The organism is Streptomyces violaceorubidus (assembly GCF_000717995.1).
Taxonomy (GTDB): domain Bacteria; phylum Actinomycetota; class Actinomycetes; order Streptomycetales; family Streptomycetaceae; genus Streptomyces; species Streptomyces violaceorubidus.
Genome location: NZ_JODM01000023.1, coordinates 87104 through 102917 on the forward strand (window position 1 = coordinate 87104; position 15814 = coordinate 102917).

Genomic DNA, 15814 nt, shown 5'->3' on the forward strand with positions numbered 1-15814 from the left:
TAACGCGGGACCCGGGCACCCCCAGGGTTTTGTCGAACAGCTGTGACAGGGGGTGCCGTACCGGCGGCGGCTCAGGCCAGGGCCCGGCCCAGGAGGTACACGGCCGGGGCCGCCGCCGCGAGGGGCAGGGCCACGCCCGCGGTGAAGTGGACGAAGCGGGAGGGGTAGTCGTAGGCCGCCACCCTGAGGCCGATCAGCGCGCAGACGCCCGCCCCGGCGCCGAGCAGCGCGCCCGACGCCCCGAAGTCCGTCATCGAGCCAGCCGCGATCCCCGCCCCGGCCGCCGCGAGCAGCGCGACGACCACGGACGCCGGGGTCGGCAGCGGCAGCGCACGGGCCACTGCGGCCACGGCCACCGCGATGCCGCCGACCGTCACCGCGTCCGCGTCGGCGGCGAGGTACCCGCCCGCGACGACGGCCAGGGCCGCCGCGGCGATGGTCGCCATCAGGCCGTACATCCGCTCGTCGGGGTCGGCGTGCGAGCGCAGTTGCAGGACCAGCGAGAGCAGCACCCACACCCCGAGCGTGCCGAGGATCGCCGCCGGGGAGCGGTCGGACACCAGCAGCGCCGCGTCGGCGGCGAGCGCGCCCAGGAAGCCCAGGGCGATGCCCTGCCGGGCGGGCCACATGCCGTTCAGCCGGAACCAGCCCGCCGCGGTGACCGCCTGGAGGACGACCAGCGGGACCAGGAGGGCGTAGGTGCCGAGCGCCGCCGCGCCGGACAGCAGCAGCCCGAGCAGAGCGGTGAGCCCGGCCGGCTGCATGCCCGGGTCGATGATCGGCGAACGCCCCTCGGCCCGGGCCCGCTGCGCGTCCGTGATCCGCGTGTTCCCGGCGACGGTCGCCGGACCGTAGCCCGGGTCGTCGGAGGCGGAGACGGAGACGGAGGGCGAGGAGGGCGCGGGCACGGGGGCCGGGGGCTCGTACGGCTGGGGCTGCGCCTGCGGCTGCGGCTGCGGCTGCGGCTGCGGCTGCGGCTGCGGCTGCGGCTGCGGCTGCGGCTGCGGCTGCGGCTGGGGTGCGTACGCCTGCGGCTGGGGTGCGTACGCCTGCGGCTGGTACTGCTGCGGCTGCCCGTAGCCCTGCGACGGGTACGGGGCCGGGTACGGCTCAGGCTGCGGCTGGGGCTGGGGCAGTGGCTGGGCGTGCGACGGCAGGTACGCCGTCTCCTCCGCGGAGACCGGCGGCTGCACCTGCGTCTCCCAGGTCTGCCCCTGCCACTGCTGGGTGTACTGGTCGGCGTTCGGGTCCGGCTGCTCCCCGTAGCCCTGGTACGGCTGGTACGGCTGCTGCCCGGGCCACGCCTGCGCGTCGTATCCCTCGTACGGCTGCTGCCCGTACGGCTGCTGCGGCTGGTCGGTCATCGCTCACCCTCCTGCGAACGGCGGGAGCACCTCGACCGTGCCGCCCTCGGCCAGCCGTACCGTCTCATGCCCGCGGGTGCCCACGGGGTCGCCGTCGACGAGGAACGAGCAGCGCAGCAGCACGCGCGTGAGTTCGCCGGGGTGGCGCTCGCGGACCGCGCCGAGCGCGTCGGCGAGCGTCACCGCGTCGTACGGCTCCTCGGCCACCCCCGCCGCGGCCTTCGCGGCCGCCCAGTAGCGCACCGTGACCTTTGCCATCTCGTTCCTTCGTCGTCGGCGATGAACAACGTCAGGCTAGCCCGCCGCCGCCACCGCCCAGTCGCCGATGCGGTCGAGGAGCGCCTCGTTTGAGGCGTTCTCGGCGTGGCCCATGCCGGGCTCCAGCCAGAGTTCGCCGTGGTCACCTGCCGCCTCGGCCAGCATCCGGGGGTGGTCGAGGGGAAAGTAGCCGTCCCGGTCGCCGTGCACGACGAGCAGCGGCGTCGGCGCGATCCGCCGCACCGCCTCCACCGGCGACAGCGGCACCGGGTCCCAGTCCCGGTGGTGGATGCGGGTGCGCAGGCCGTAGCGCCCCACCAGGCGCCCGGCGGGGCGCATCACCAGCCAGTGCAGCCGGCGCATGGGTGCCGTGCCCCGGTAGTACCAGCGGGCCGGGGAGCTGACCGACACGACGGCGTCCGTGCCCGCCGCGTCGTCGTCGGCGTAGAGCGCGGCGTGCCGCAGGACCACCGAGCCGCCCATGGAGAAGCCCACGGTCACCACCCGGCCGTGCCCGAAGCCGCGCGCCCAGGCGACCGCCGCCGCCAGGTCGAGGACTTCGCGGTCCCCGACGGTGGACCGCCCACCGGACGCGCCGTGCCCCCGGAAGGAGAACGTGACCACGGCACCGTGCCGCGCGAACGCCCCCGCGATCCGCCGTACGTGCGGCCGGTCGGCGTCGCCCGTGAAGCCGTGCGCGAGAACGAACACCAGGTCAGAAGGGTCGCGCCCGGTCGGCCCCGGCTCGTACACGGCGTCGATGGGGACACCGTCGGCCGTACGGAGGAAGGTGCGGGCCGGCGTGCGGCGCGGCGCCTCCCGGGCCGTCTCGGGATGCGGACGATCGGCTGGACCACGGGTGGAACTCGCCACATGACCCGGCGGTCGGTTGCTCATGTCGGCTATTCTGCTGGGCAGAGGACTCGGGCAACGTAGCCCCCGGGTCCTTTTGTGCTTCCGGGAGCGATGCCGGGCGGTCGTCGGGCGGTCGTCGGGCATTCACCTTCCGGACGCGACCAGTACGAAGCAGTGCCGCAAGCGTCCTCGCAGGGACCCAGGAGGAACCAGACGTTATGGGCGAGCGAACCGGGCACGACCACAAACCGTCCCAGGCAGGTGGGGCACGATGAGTTCTCTGCTGCTCCTGACCAACGCCCTCCAGCCGTCGACGGAGGTGCTCCCCGCCCTCGGCCTGCTGCTGCACAACGTGCGCGTCGCCCCCGCCGAGGGCCCCGCTCTCGTCGACACCCCGGGCGCCGACATCATCCTCGTCGACGGCCGCCGCGACCTTCCGCAGATCCGCAGCCTGTGCCAGCTGCTGCGCTCCACGGGCCTCAGCTGTCCGCTGGTCCTCGTCGTCACCGAGGGCGGCCTCGCCGCCGTCACCGCCGACTGGGGCATCGACGACGTGCTCCTCGACACCGCCGGTCCGGCGGAGGTCGAGGCGCGGCTGCGGCTGGCCACGGGCCGCCAGCAGCTCGGCGGCGACGACTCCCCCATGGAGATCCGCAACGGCGACCTGTCGGTGGACGAGGCGACGTACTCCGCGAAGCTCAAGGGCCGGGTCCTGGACCTGACCTTCAAGGAGTTCGAGCTGCTGAAGTACCTCGCCCAGCACCCCGGCCGCGTGTTCACCCGCGCGCAGCTGCTCCAGGAGGTGTGGGGGTACGACTACTTCGGCGGCACCCGCACGGTCGACGTGCACGTGCGGCGGCTGCGCGCCAAGCTCGGCCCCGAGCACGAGTCGCTGATCGGCACCGTCCGCAACGTGGGCTACCGCTTCGTGACGCCGGAGAAGCCCGAGCAGGGCGAGAAGGCCGGGAAGACCTCGGAGCCCCAGAGGGCCGAAGAGCCCGGGGAGACGGCTCCCGACCCGAGCGAGGCGGCCGGCGCCAGGTCAACCAAGGTGTGATACGCCCTGCCCGGGGCGGGTCCATCCGCGTAGACTCCGCGCGTGGCCAAGGTGACTCGGGATGATGTGGCGCGACTGGCGGGGACTTCCACCGCCGTCGTCAGCTACGTCATCAACAACGGACCCCGGCCGGTCGCCCCGGCCACGCGCGAGCGTGTCCTCGCCGCGATCAAGGAACTGGGGTACCGCCCGGACCGGGTCGCCCAGGCCATGGCGTCGCGGCGCACGGACCTCATAGGCCTGATCGTGCCGGACGCGCGCCAGCCGTTCTTCGCGGAGATGGCGCACGCGGTCGAGTGGGCCGCCTCCGAGCGCGGCAAGATGGTGCTCGTCGGCAACAGCGACTACGTCGGCGAGCGCGAGGTCCACTACCTGCGCGCCTTCCTCGGCATGCGGGTCTCCGGCCTGATCCTGGTCAGCCACGCGCTGAACGACAACGCCGCCGCCGAGATCGACGCCTGGGACGCCCGGGTGGTCCTGCTGCACGAGCGCCCCGAGGCCATCGACGACGTCGCCGTCGTCACCGACGACCTCGGCGGCGCCCAGCTCGCCGTACGCCACCTGCTGGAGCACGGCTATCCGTACGTCGCCTGCATGGGCGGTACCGCCGAGACGCCGTCGGTCGGCGACCCGGTCTCCGACCACGTCGAGGGCTGGCGGCGCGCGATGCAGGAGGCCGGGCTCTCCACCGAGGGCCGGCTCTTCGAGGCGCCGTACAACCGCTACGACGCGTATCGCGTGGGGCTGGAGCTGCTCGCCGGGCCGCAGCGTCCGCCGGCGATCTTCTGCTCCACCGACGACCAGGCGATCGGCCTGCTGCGCGCGGCCCGCGAGCTGCGTATCGACGTCCCCGGCGAGCTGGCGGTGGCCGGTTTCGACGACATCAAGGAGGCGGACCTCGCCGACCCGCCGCTGACGACGGTCGCCTCCGACCGCTCGGCGATGGCGCGCGCCGCCGTGGACCTGGTCCTGGACGACGGCCTGCGGGTGGCGGGCTCCCGCCGCGAGCGGCTGAAGGTGTTCCCGTCGCAGCTAGTGGTGCGGCAGTCCTGCGGCTGCGCGTAGGACACCCCACCCGACGCCCTCGCCCTCGCCCCTCGTCCTCGTCCCTCGCCCTCGCCCTCGCCCTCGCCCGGGCGCCTTTATATCGGGCATACGAGGTTCTGCCGGGCTTCTCAGGCGGCGCTCAGGCCGCTCTCATCCGGGGGCGGGAAGCTCATGAACATGACCGAGAGCCTCCGCCAGAACGGCGAGTACGAGCACGCGAACCCGTCCCAGGGACCCCTCCAGCACGCCTCCTCTCCCGTCAACCCGGAGTGGCCTCCCCCGCCGGCGCAGCCGCCCGGGATCCCCCCGCAGCCCCTTCAGCCCGAGGAGCCGCACGGCAGGCGCCCGGCCCGGCGGCGCGGCCCCGCCGCCCTGCTGGTGGCGGTGGCGATCGTCGCGGCGGCCGTCGGCGGCGGCACCGCGTACGGCATCCAGGAACTGACCGGCAGCGACACCGTCGCCTCCAGCTCGACCAGCACCACCGTGGTGCCCTCCAGCCAGAAGGGCACGGTCTCCGGCGTCGCGAAGGCGGTCAGCCCGAGCATCGTCGAGATCAACGCCACCTCGAACGCCGGCTCCTCCACCGGTTCCGGTGTGATCATCACCGACGACGGCGAGATCATCACCAACAACCACGTCGTGTCCGGCGCGTCCTCCGTCAAGGTGACGACGCACGACGGCAAGCAGTACACCGCCGAGGTCGTCGGCACCGACAGCAAGAAGGACCTCGCGCTGATCAAGCTGGAGAACGCCTCCGGCCTGAAGGCCGCCACCCTCGGCGAATCGGCCGGCGTCGGGGTCGGCGACCAGGTCGTCGCCATCGGCTCCCCCGAGGGCCTGACCGGCACCGTGACCAGCGGCATCGTCTCCGCCCTCGACCGGGACGTGACCGTCTCGACGGACGAGGGCCAGCAGCAACAGCAGCAGCGGCAGGGCGGCCAGTGGCCGTTCGAGTTCGGCGGGCAGCAGTTCAACGGCGACACCGGCTCGTCCACGACGACGTACAAGGCGATCCAGACCGACGCGTCCCTCAACCCGGGCAACTCCGGCGGCGCGCTGATCGACATGAACGGCAACATCATCGGCATCAACTCCGCGATGTACTCGGCGACCGAGTCCTCCGCGAGCGCGGGCAGCGTGGGCCTCGGCTTCGCCATCCCGATCAACACGGTCAAGGCCGACCTGGCCGGGCTCCGGGCGGGCGCGAGCGACTGAGCGGGCGCGAAGACGTGCGACGCTGAAGGCGTTGACACCCCGTACCCCCGTACCGGTACCCGTACCCGACCGCACCCGAGGACCCGATCCCATGAGCCCCGCAGACGCCGACCGCGACCGCGAGATCCAGCGCATCCTGATCGTCGACGACGAGCCCGCGGTCCGCGAGGCCCTCCAGCGCAGCCTCGCCTTCGAGGGGTACGACACCCAGGTCGCCGTCGACGGCGCCGACGCGCTGGAGAAGGCGGCGGCGTACCGGCCCGACCTCGTCGTCCTGGACATCCAGATGCCCCGCATGGACGGCCTGACCGCCGCCCGCCGCATCCGCGGCGCGGGGGACCTGACGCCCATCCTGATGCTGACGGCCCGCGACACGGTCGGCGACCGGGTGACCGGCCTGGACGCGGGGGCCGACGACTACCTGGTCAAGCCGTTCGAGCTGGACGAGCTGTTCGCCCGCATCCGCGCGCTGCTGCGCCGCAGCTCCTACGCGGCGGCGGTGGAGGCGACCGCCGAGGACGACGACACCCTGAGCTTCGCCGACCTGACCATGGACCTGTCGACCCGGGAGGTGACGCGCGCCGGACGCCCGGTCGAGCTGACCCGCACGGAGTTCACCCTGCTGGAGATGTTCATGGCGCACCCGCGCCAGGTCCTCACCCGGGAGCAGATCCTGAAGGCCGTCTGGGGCTTCGACTTCGAGCCGTCGTCGAACTCCCTCGACGTGTACGTCATGTACCTGCGCCGCAAGACCGAGGCCGGCGGCGAGCCGCGCCTGGTCCACACCGTCCGCGGCGTCGGCTACGTCCTGCGGCAGGGCGGCGCGGAGTGAGAGGCGTCGCCCGCCGGGTCCGGTCCCTGCCCATCCGGGCGCGGCTGTCACTGCTGGTGGCGGCGGCGGTGGCGTTCGCGGTGGCGGCGGTTTCGGTGACGTGCTGGTTCATCGTGCAAGGGAGGCTGTACGACCAGGTCGACAGCGACCTCAAGCAGGCCACGATGCTGAACGACCCGCAACAGCGTGACCAGGCCAGAGAAGCGCTCAACAACTGCTCGCAGACTCCGCGGGAAGGCGTCAACGGTCTGCGGACGACCTACTCCCAGGTGGTCACGGCGAGCGGGACGGTCTGCCTGTTCACCACCTCGGTGGGTGAGATCAAGGTGACGGACGCCGACCACGAGGTCATCGACAAGGGTTCACCCGGCTCGGGCAGCTTCCGCAACGGCACGGATGAGGACGGCACCGAACTGCGCGTGCTGACGCTGCCGGTGACCATCACCAACCCGGTCACGCAGGAAAGAGCCGGCGCCGCGCTCATGGCCGCCGTACCGCTGAAGGGCACCCAGGCCACGCTCAACGACCTGGCGCTGATCCTTCTCCTTGTCTCCGGCATCGGAGTTCTCGGCGCGGGCGTCGCCGGGCTGTGGGTGGCGCGCACGGGACTGCGGCCCGTCGACGATCTGACCCGGGCCGTGGAACACGTCGCCCGCACCGAGGACCTCACCGTCCGCATCCCCGTCGAGGACGACAGCGACGACGAGGTCGCCCGCCTCTCCCGGTCCTTCAACAGCATGACCTCGTCCCTGGCCAGCTCCCGCGACCTCCAGCAGCAGCTCATCGCCGACGCGGGTCACGAGCTGCGCACGCCGCTCACCTCGCTGCGCACCAACATCGAGCTGCTCACCCGCAGCGAGGAGACCGGCCGCCCGATCCCGGAGGCCGACCGCAAGGCACTGCTCGCCTCGGTGAAGGCCCAGATGACGGAACTGGCGGCGCTCATCGGCGACCTCCAGGAACTCTCCCGCCCCGAGACCGGCCAGCACGCGGGCCGCACCCGCATCCTCGCCTGGCACGACGTCGTCGAGTCGGCCCTGCGCCGCGCCCGCCTGCGCGGCCCGGAGCTGGCGATCGAGGCGGAGGTCCACCCCTGGTACGTACGGGCGGAACCCGCCGCGCTGGAACGCGCGGTGGTCAACATCCTGGACAACGCGGTGAAGTTCAGCCCGGAGGGCGGCACCATCGACGTACGCCTCGCCGACGGCGTCCTCACCGTCCGCGACCACGGCCCCGGCATCGCCGCCGACGAACTCCCGCACGTCTTCGACCGCTTCTGGCGCTCCCCGAGCGCCCGCGCCCTGCCCGGCTCGGGGCTGGGCCTGTCCATCGTGGCGCGGACGGTGCAGCAGGCGGGCGGCACGGTGAGCCTGACTCCGGCGGAGGGCGACGGCACGACCGCGACCGTGCGGCTGCCGGGCGCGCCGACGCCGCCGCCCGAGTCCGTGTAGGGCGCCTTGCTCCGCCGGAACCGGGTGCCGGCTACTGGACGACCGTGATCCGGTCCGCCGCGGGCACGGCGATCGGGTCGGCGGCCGAGGAGTTGGCCGTCAGGTACTGCTCGAACGCCGCCAGGTCGTCCGCGCCGACGCGTTCGTTCGTGCCCTGGCCCAGCGTGGTGAAGCCGTCGCCGCCGCCCGCGAGGAAGCTGTTGGACGCGACGCGGTAGGTGGCGTTCTCGTCGAGGGGCGAGCCGTTCAGCCGGATGGAGTCCGTGACCACGCGGTCCGCGCCCGACTTGGTCAGGTCCAGGGTGTAGGTGAGGCCGGAGGAGATCTGGAGGATCTTCGGAGCCGCCGCGTTCGGGCCGCTCACCTGCCCCTTGAGGACCTGGATCAGCTGTGCGCCCGTGTAGTCCTTGAGGTTCACCGTGTTGGCGAAGGGCTGGACCGTGAAGGCCTCGGCGTAGGTGACCACGCCGTCGCCCTCGGCGCCGGAGGCCGTGTAGGTCAGCGGGGCGCGGATGCCGCCCGGGTTCATCAGGGCCAGGTCGGTCTCCGGGTCCTGCGCCCTGCCGTACGCGAACTGCGCGTCGGCGATCAGGTCGCCCAGCGGGGACTCGGTGCCGTCACGGTTGATGTCGGCGGAGACGTAGCCGATGGGACGGTTGCCGATCGGGGCGGCCAGCGTGTTCCACTTGCCGATCAGCCGGGTCATGTCGGGCGCCTTCGGGACGTCCCGCGTCACCACGTGGTTCGCCGACTTCACCGACGTACGGGCGATGTCACCCGTCGCGCGGTCGTACGTCAGCGTGGTGTCCGTGTACAGGCGCCCGAAGGAGGAGGCCGAGGTGACCATGCGGGGGTTGCCCGCCGGGTCGGGGATCGTGCAGACGTACGCGTTGTGGGTGTGGCCGGTGACCAGCGCGTCGACCTGCGGTGTGATGTGCCGGGCGATGTCGACGATCGGACCGGAGACGCCGTCGCCCGCGCCGGGGGCGTCGCAGTCGTAGTTGTAGGAGGACGAGGCGGGGAAGCCGCCCTCGTGGATGAGCGCGACGATCGACTTCACGCCCTGGCGCTGGAGCTCCTTGGCGTACTTGTTGATCGTCTCGACCTCGTCCTTGAACTTCAGGCCCTTGACGCCCTCCGCCGAGACGATGCCCGGGGTGCCCTCCAGGGTCACGCCGATGAAACCGACCTTGACGCCCCGCTGCTTCCACACCCAGTAGGGCTTGAGGAGGGGCTCCCCCGTCTTCTCGTCCAGGACGTTGGCCGCCAGGTAGGGGAAGTCGGCGCCCTCGAACTTCTTGTCCGTGTAGCAGCCCTCGGTGGGGTGGCAGCCGCCGTTCTGAAGGCGGGCCAGCTCCTTGGCGCCCTCGTCGAACTCGTGGTTGCCGACGCTCGTCACGTCCAGGTCGAGCTTGTTCAGCGCCTCGACGGTGGGCTCGTCGTGGAAGAGGCCGGAGAGGAGGGGGGAGGCGCCGACCATGTCGCCGCCCGCGGCGGTGATGGAGTAGCGGTGGCCCCTGCGGGCCTCGCGCAGGTGGGTGGCCAGGTACTCCACGCCGCCCGCGTCGATCGTCTTCGTCGTGCCGTCCGGCTGGACCTCGGTGACCCGGCCGGAGGAACCGGCGGGCGGCTCCAGGTTGCCGTGCAGGTCGTTGAAGGAGAGGAGCTGGACGTCCTGGTAGCGGCCCTGGCCGTGGCCGTGTCCGGCGGCTCCGCGGTCGTCTCCGCCCGCACTCGCCGAGGCCGGCAGCGCCGCCGCGGCGAGCGCCCCGGCGGTGGCGAGGGTGGCCGCGGCGACGAGAAGACGGCTCGTACGACGTCTGCGACGCGGCTGGTGCGGCTGTGCTGTGGCTGGCATGCGCCCCCCTGTGGGTGTGCGTGGCGCGAGCCGCTGAGGAGACGGCTCGTCGGCGCAGCAGCCTAGAGTCAACGCGCGTAGCGCGACAGGGCTTCCGGGTTACAGCCTGGTTTAACTTCGCCCTCGTCCGCTGCCGCCGCTTTGCCGTGCCCGCCCCTTAACCTCGTATGCATGACCAGCGACGACACCGTGCGGCCCGGCCGCCCCCGCTCGATCGAGACCCTCGCCGAACTCGCGCCGGAGCAGACCGACGCCGTACTCGCCCTGCTCACCGAGGCGGCCCGGAACGACGGCCAGCACGCCGTGTCCGAGCAGGGCCGGTTGCAGCTGCGCGGCCCTGCCCGGGAGGGCGTCGCGCACCTCCTGCTCACCCTTGACGGGGGTGAACTCGTCGGTTACGCCCAGCTGGAGGGCACCGACCCGGTCGAGCCGCCGGCCGCCGAGCTGGTCGTCCATCCCTCGCACCGGGGCCAGGGCCACGGACGGGCCCTGGGGTCCGCGCTGCTCGCCGCCTCCGGCAAGCGGCTGCGGATCTGGGCGCACGGCGGGCACTCCGCGGCCCGGCACCTCGCGCAGGTGCTGGGGCTGTCCCTCTTCCGCGAACTGCGCCAGCTGCGCCGTCCGCTGGCCGGTCTCGACCTGCCGGAGCCGGTGCTGCCGGAGGGCGTGAGCGTACGCACCTTCGTGCCCGGCCAGGACGACGCGGCCTGGCTCGCCGTGAACGCCGCTGCCTTCGCCCACCATCCCGAGCAGGGCTCGCTCACCCAGCGCGACCTCGACGACCGCGAGGCCGAGCCGTGGTTCGACCCGGCCGGGTTCTTCCTCGCCGAGCGGGACGGCGAACTGATCGGCTTCCACTGGACCAAGGTGCACGCCGAGGAGCGGCTGGGCGAGGTGTACGTGCTCGGCATCCGCCCCGACGCCCAGGGCGGCGGCCTGGGCAAGGCCCTGACCACGATCGGCCTGCGCCACCTGGAGGGGCAGGGACTGCCCACGGCGATGCTGTACGTCGACGCCGACAACAAGGCGGCGGTGGCCGTCTACGAGCGCCTCGGATTCACCACCCACGAGACGGACCTGATGTACCGCACGGAGACCTGAGCCGCCGGCCCGTGGGGGTCAGTCCGGCCGCCGCGATGGGAGCCGCTCACCGGCCACGTCTTCGCCCCAACGGCTCCGGCCCGCACACCGCCCCCGCCACGGCCGTCGCCGCCGCCAGCACCGCCCACCGCTCGTGCGCGAGGGGCCAGCGCGGATCGCCGGCCTGGACGAACAGCGCCCAGTCCTCCGGCGCGAGCAGGGGCCCGAGGACTGCGGCGAGCAGCAGGGACGCCGCGACGAACGGCCCCGGACGGGCCTCGTCCGTCAGCCGTACGGCCAGGGCGGCGGCGGCGAGGGCGAAGGCACCCACCGCCACCGCCTCCAACGTGATCCCGCCGACCGGGGGCCGGGACGCCGAGGGGGTCAGGAGCAGGACGGCCGCCCACCACAGCGCGGCGAACGGCGCGACCAGGGCCGCCCGCAGCGCCTGCCGGACGAGCCTCGGCGTCGGCACGGGCGCGGTGAGGTGGCGGGCCGGGTCGTCCAGCAGGAAGGCGAGCCCGAGCCCACCGGTCAGGGCGGCGCCCCGCAGCAGCAGCAAGGTCTGCCAGGAGGCCGGCTCGGCGCCGGTGGCGAGCGGGGTGCCGACGATCAGCAGGCCGAGGGCCCCCGCCACCGCCAGGACACGCCAGGGAACCGTCCGCCACAGCGAGCCGACCAGATCCACCGTCACTCCTCGGGCCGGTGTCAGTCCTCGCACGAGTCCGCCTTCCCCGGCCCGGCCACGCCCAGCAGTTCGGCGACGCGGGCGGTCGTGACGCCCGGTGCGGTCAGCTCGGCCCAGTGCTCCTTGACCCGGGCCCCGGTCCCGGCGGGCGGGTCCTTCAGCAGACGGCGTACGACGTCCGTCTGGCCCTCCGTCATGGACAGCGGATTGGTGGGCGACAGGACGATCGCGGAGCCCGTCACACTGTCGTCGAGGCGGACCCGGCGCAGCGCGTCCATCGGGTCGTCCTGCCAGCTCAGCGAGAGCCACATGACGGTGACCATCCGCCCGTCGCACAGCTCGCTCCTCGCCGCCTCCGTGCCCGCGACGAGGACCGCGGCGACGGCAGTGGAGAACTCGGGGACCCGGTTGCCGCCCCAGGCGGTGCCCACGGTGACCCGGTGCGGCTCGGTCGACGGGGGGATCGCGCTGTCGGTCCCCAGCCCGGACCGGGCGTCGATCCGCTGCCGTACGACGAGGGGCTGGTCGTGCGCGGATCCGCCGGCCAGGGCCTGGACGCGGTCCACGACACCGGCCCAGGTACCGGTGCGCGGCGCCCACTCGGGGAAGGCGCAGTACCTCGACCGGCCGTGCTCGGAGCAGGTCAGCTCGGGGCGCACCGAGGCACGCTCGCGGGCCGCGGTCAGCTCCGGCGAGGGCGTCACGCCTCCGGCCTGGAGCACCCCGCCCGTCACCGCCGCCGCCAGACTCAGGGCGAGGCCCGCCCGGACGAGGATCCCGCGCCCACCGGCGACGGCCACGGCGAGGAAGGCCACGCACAGGGCCGCGCCCGCCAGGTACAGGGCGTGCCAGGCGGCGGGCCGCCCCAGCAGATCCGAGGGCAGCGTGTCCGGGCCGGTCACGGAGACGACCGGCACCAGCCAGGACAGCCCGCTCTCCTCGCTCGGCCCGGTGCCGAGGACGGAGGTGAACAGCAGGACGACCACCAGCAGTGGCGCGGCGAGCGCCGACCGCACCAGCCGGCCGAGCAGCACCCCGAGCGCCCCGAACGCCAGCACCGTCAGCGGCCCCACGGCCAGCTCGGCCGGCGAACCGTGCCCGACCGCGCCCGGCTTGAGCGCCTCCCAGGTGAACTGCCCGGCCACACAGAGGGCGGTGAGCAGGGCGGCCGGTACGACGGACAGCGCGTGGGCTGCCGTACGGCGCCAGGGCTGCAGGACCAGCACCGAGAAGTGGGGCTCGGTGCCGTGCCGTTCGGAGCGGATGACCGCGCGGGCGGCGCACAGCAGGACGGCGAGGCCGACGAGCATCGGCGTGGACTGGGTGGCGCGGTCGACGTCCTGGAGGGCGGGGCTGCCGTCCCAGGAGGTTCTCGTGCGCCAGACGATCCACGCGACGTAGGCCGCGAAGGCGATGAGGACGGGGATGCCCAGCAGCAGCTTGCGGGCCTCGAACCGGGCCAGGGCGAGCACGGCCCGCACTCCGCGGCGGTCGGGACCGTCGTGGACCGGCGTCCGCGCGGGCACGGACTCCTCCGTCACCACGGCGCTCACGCGGCCATCTCCGTGCCGGTCGTGCCCGCGCCGTCGAGGACGAGCAGGTAGCCGTCCTCCAGGGTCGGTTCGGCGGGCTCCGCACCAGGGGGCGGATCGCCCACGTTCCGGAAGGAACCGGTCCCGGTGCGCCATCCGGCCTTCGCTCCGGGGTCCTTCTCCGTGCTGCTCCACACCCGCCCGGCGGCCCGCGCGGTCAGCTCGGCCGGAGTCCCGTCGAACCGCACGGCCCCGGCCGCCATGACGATCACGCGGTGGCAGAGCATCGCCACGTCCTCGGTCTGGTGGGTGGACAGCAGCACGGTCCGCCCCTCCCCCGCCCCGGCGATCAGCTCCCTGAACCGCATCCGCTGCTCGGGGTCGAGGCCGACGGTCGGCTCGTCCAGCACCAGGAACCCCGGGTCCCCCACCAGGGCGGCGGCCAGCGCGACCCGCTGCCGCATGCCCCCGGACAGCTTCTTGATCCGGCGCCCGCGCACGTCCCCGAGGTCGACCTCCTCCAGTACCCGCCGCACCTCGCGGTGCCGCTCCCGGCGGTCCGCCAGCTCCTTCAGGATCGCCACGTAGTCGACGAACTCGAAGGCGGTGAAGTCCGGGTGGAAACCGGGCGTCTGCGGCAGATAGCCGAGCCGCCGCCGCACCTCCTGCCTGCCGCGCGCGCTGCCGGGGTCGTGCCCGAGGACGGTGAAGGCCCCCCGGTCCGCGGGCACGGCGGTGGCGAGCACCCGCAGCAGCGTGGTCTTCCCGGCGCCGTTGGGCCCGAGCAGCCCGGTGACGCCCGGGGTCAGCCGCAGCGACACGTCGTCGAGGGCGCGGGTGCGCCCGTAGTGGAGGCTGAGCCCGGACGCGGAGACGGTGGGGGTCAGGGAGGTCATACGGCACTTCCGTACATGAGAAGGATCAAGAAGAACGAAGGACTCACGCCACGCCGCGCGCGGAGACGTCGAACCGGTCGCGGAACAGGAACAGCAGCCCGGCGCCCAGCACCGCCACACACCCGGAGACGCCCTGTCCGGCCGCGGTGAACGGCGCCAGCGGACCGTCCGTGGACGCGCGGGCCGCGTCCGCGGCCAGCAGCACGGCCGCCCAGGCGCACACGAGCACGGACGGTGCGAGCACGGGGCCCAGTCGGGGCGTCAGCGCGAGCCCGGTCGCGGTGAGGGCGAGCCCGGGCAGCAGCCAGGCCAGGGCGGCCGCGCCGTACCCGGGCAGCGCGAGACTGGCCAGACCGCCCACCCCGAGCGCCACCACGAGCACGGCGACCGTACGGATCATCAGCAGCCGGAAGCCGTGCATCGGCGAGACGACGGCCATCTCGCGCGTGGGGTCCAGCGTGGGCCCGTAGGCGAGCGCCACCGAGACCAGCGGCAGCAGCGGGGCGCAGACCAGGAACAGGGTGGGCCGGCCGGCGGCACCGGCCGTGACGGCCACGAGGAAGGTCATGATCAGCACGGCGGCGAGCGCACCGAACCAGGACCGCCGCAGTATGGGAGTGGCCGCGAGCAGTCTCGCGGTGCTGTCGCCCACGCCGCAGCGCACCAGCAGGCGCTCGATCGGCCCCGGCCGGGGCGCGTCCAGCTCGGCGTCGAGCCGGGCCCACCCCGCGTCCAGCGCGGCGCCGTCACTCACCTCGGCGAGGACGCCCCGGCAGGCGGCGCAGGCGGTCAGATGGGTGTCGGCGGACCAGAGCGCGGGCGCCGCGAGCTCGCCCCGGGCATAGGCCCGCAGGTCGTCCTCGTCCACGTGCCAGGCGTCCCGGGGACGGCTTTCCTCGATCGTCATGCCAGCGCCTCCCTCAGCTGCCGACGGGCCCGCATCGCCCGCGTCTTGACCGTGCCCGGCGGGATGCCGAGCAGGACGGCCGCCTCACGGGTGGTCAGCCCGTCGACGACGGTGGCCTGGAGCACCGCGCGCAGCTCCGGCGAGAGCCTGACGAGCGCGCCGGCGAGGTCCCCGTGCTCGACCCCGGCGAGGACGCGCTCCTCCGCCGAGACCTCGTCCCGGTGCCGCAGCCGCGCCAGCGCCTGCCGCAGCCGTCCGCGCGCACCCTCGCCGCGCAGCGCGTCTATCAGCCGCCGCGACCCGATCCGCCACAGCCACCCCGCCACGTCCCCCTCCTCCCGGTAGCGCGCACTGCCGCGCCACACCGCGAGGAAGGTCTCCTGCACGACGTCGTCGACCACGGCGGCGTCGGCGCAGCGGCTGCGCATGCGGGCGGTCAGCCAGGGCGCGTACCGGCGGTACAGCTCCTCGAAGGCGCGACGGTCGGCATCCGCCGCGACAGCTCGCAGCAGCTCCCCGTCGCTTCTCGTTTCGCTCACATCTCCTCATCGCACGACCCCGGCCGACCGGTTCACACGATCTCCGGGCCGGGTTTTCGTGAGGGTAGGGGGTATGGCGAGGCCGGCGCGTTCCCTTGGCACCCGGCGTGGGTGTGGGCGCGGGGGGTCGGGGACACAGCCCGGCGGAGCGGGGTGCCGCTGCGCCCACCCGTGCCGCCTGGGGGTACCTCCCAGGCCGTTCAGGCACTGGGGGAGGCACGACTGCCCGCAGCTG

The 15814-nt window shown here is 73.7% G+C and carries 15 protein-coding genes; 6 read left to right on the forward strand and 9 right to left on the reverse strand.

All coding sequences use genetic code 11. The features are described from left to right. Positions 1–71: 71 nt before the first annotated feature. From IE94_RS0124125 to IE94_RS0124135, 3 genes are read right to left on the reverse strand one after another with little or no spacing between them, the layout of a single operon-like run. Entirely contained in the window at positions 72–1364 is a 1293-nt protein-coding gene (locus IE94_RS0124125) for a hypothetical protein (protein ID WP_030187981.1), read from the reverse strand. A gap of 3 nt (positions 1365–1367) precedes the next feature. Continuing rightward, entirely contained in the window at positions 1368–1622 is a 255-nt protein-coding gene (locus IE94_RS0124130; protein ID WP_030187984.1) for a MoaD/ThiS family protein, read from the reverse strand. Between the two features lie 36 nt (positions 1623–1658). Beyond that, the gene (locus IE94_RS0124135; protein WP_030187986.1) at positions 1659–2519 is read right to left on the reverse strand and encodes an alpha/beta hydrolase; all 861 of its coding nucleotides are present in this window, start codon (positions 2517–2519) and stop codon (positions 1659–1661) included. 229 nt (positions 2520–2748) lie between these two features. On the opposite strand from IE94_RS0124135, the gene IE94_RS0124140 reads away from it, so the two are divergent. From IE94_RS0124140 to IE94_RS0124160, 5 genes are all read left to right on the forward strand, one after another. Then, a complete protein-coding gene (locus tag IE94_RS0124140) occupies positions 2749–3534 on the forward strand; it encodes a response regulator transcription factor (protein ID WP_030187989.1) in 786 nt (261 codons plus the stop codon). 42 nt (positions 3535–3576) lie between these two features. Continuing rightward, a complete protein-coding gene (locus IE94_RS0124145) occupies positions 3577–4599 on the forward strand; it encodes a LacI family DNA-binding transcriptional regulator (RefSeq protein WP_106977990.1) in 1023 nt (340 codons plus the stop codon). Positions 4600–4758: 159 nt separating this feature from the next. Further along, positions 4759–5796, forward strand: coding sequence for a S1C family serine protease (locus IE94_RS0124150; protein ID WP_030187994.1), 1038 nt, complete (start codon positions 4759–4761; stop codon positions 5794–5796). 91 nt (positions 5797–5887) lie between these two features. Continuing rightward, positions 5888–6628, forward strand: coding sequence for a response regulator transcription factor (locus IE94_RS0124155; protein WP_030187997.1), 741 nt, complete (start codon positions 5888–5890; stop codon positions 6626–6628). Further along, positions 6625–8079, forward strand: coding sequence for a sensor histidine kinase (locus IE94_RS0124160; RefSeq protein ID WP_030188000.1), 1455 nt, complete (start codon positions 6625–6627; stop codon positions 8077–8079). Before IE94_RS0124155 ends, IE94_RS0124160 begins: the two co-directional genes overlap by 4 nt. 31 nt (positions 8080–8110) lie before the next feature. Here IE94_RS0124160 and IE94_RS0124165 read toward each other — a convergent pair whose 3' ends face one another. Next, on the reverse strand, positions 8111–9937 hold the full coding sequence (locus IE94_RS0124165) for a bifunctional metallophosphatase/5'-nucleotidase (protein WP_030188002.1): 1827 nt from the start codon (positions 9935–9937) through the stop codon (positions 8111–8113). A 171-nt stretch (positions 9938–10108) separates the two neighbouring features. On the opposite strand from IE94_RS0124165, the gene mshD reads away from it, so the two are divergent. Then, positions 10109–11038, forward strand: coding sequence for a mycothiol synthase (gene mshD / locus IE94_RS0124170; protein ID WP_030188004.1), 930 nt, complete (start codon positions 10109–10111; stop codon positions 11036–11038). Between the two features lie 46 nt (positions 11039–11084). Here the strand turns inward: mshD and IE94_RS0124175 are convergent, their stop codons facing one another. Genes IE94_RS0124175 through IE94_RS0124195 form a run of 5 tightly spaced genes read right to left on the reverse strand, consistent with a single transcriptional unit; the run spans position 11085 to position 15579 of the window. Continuing rightward, the gene (locus IE94_RS0124175; RefSeq protein WP_106977991.1) at positions 11085–11705 is read right to left on the reverse strand and encodes an ABC transporter; all 621 of its coding nucleotides are present in this window, start codon (positions 11703–11705) and stop codon (positions 11085–11087) included. Between the two features lie 20 nt (positions 11706–11725). Next, on the reverse strand, positions 11726–13258 hold the full coding sequence (locus tag IE94_RS0124180) for an ABC transporter permease (RefSeq protein WP_030188016.1): 1533 nt from the start codon (positions 13256–13258) through the stop codon (positions 11726–11728). Further along, a complete protein-coding gene (locus IE94_RS0124185) occupies positions 13255–14124 on the reverse strand; it encodes an ABC transporter ATP-binding protein (RefSeq protein WP_030188020.1) in 870 nt (289 codons plus the stop codon). The genes IE94_RS0124180 and IE94_RS0124185 overlap by 4 nt, the downstream gene beginning before the upstream one ends. A gap of 52 nt (positions 14125–14176) precedes the next feature. Then, the gene (locus IE94_RS0124190; protein ID WP_030188023.1) at positions 14177–15040 is read right to left on the reverse strand and encodes a cupin domain-containing protein; all 864 of its coding nucleotides are present in this window, start codon (positions 15038–15040) and stop codon (positions 14177–14179) included. Continuing rightward, a complete protein-coding gene (locus tag IE94_RS0124195; RefSeq protein WP_011029464.1) occupies positions 15037–15579 on the reverse strand; it encodes an RNA polymerase sigma factor in 543 nt (180 codons plus the stop codon). The genes IE94_RS0124190 and IE94_RS0124195 overlap by 4 nt, the downstream gene beginning before the upstream one ends. Positions 15580–15814 lie beyond the last annotated feature (235 nt).

Excerpts from the sequence above, each read along its gene's own strand:
- IE94_RS0124125 (WP_030187981.1), bottom strand. The coding sequence starts at position 1,364 with ATGACCGACCAGCCGCAGCAGCCGTACGGGCAGCAGCCGTACGAGGGA.
- IE94_RS0124130 (WP_030187984.1), bottom strand. The coding sequence starts at position 1,622 with ATGGCAAAGGTCACGGTGCGCTACTGGGCGGCCGCGAAGGCCGCGGCG.
- IE94_RS0124135 (WP_030187986.1), bottom strand. The coding sequence starts at position 2,519 with ATGAGCAACCGACCGCCGGGTCATGTGGCGAGTTCCACCCGTGGTCCA.
- IE94_RS0124140 (WP_030187989.1), top strand. The coding sequence starts at position 2,749 with ATGAGTTCTCTGCTGCTCCTGACCAACGCCCTCCAGCCGTCGACGGAG.
- IE94_RS0124150 (WP_030187994.1), top strand. The coding sequence starts at position 4,759 with ATGACCGAGAGCCTCCGCCAGAACGGCGAGTACGAGCACGCGAACCCG.
- IE94_RS0124155 (WP_030187997.1), top strand. The coding sequence starts at position 5,888 with ATGAGCCCCGCAGACGCCGACCGCGACCGCGAGATCCAGCGCATCCTG.
- IE94_RS0124165 (WP_030188002.1), bottom strand. The coding sequence starts at position 9,937 with ATGCCAGCCACAGCACAGCCGCACCAGCCGCGTCGCAGACGTCGTACG.
- mshD (WP_030188004.1), top strand. The coding sequence starts at position 10,109 with ATGACCAGCGACGACACCGTGCGGCCCGGCCGCCCCCGCTCGATCGAG.
- IE94_RS0124190 (WP_030188023.1), bottom strand. The coding sequence starts at position 15,040 with ATGACGATCGAGGAAAGCCGTCCCCGGGACGCCTGGCACGTGGACGAG.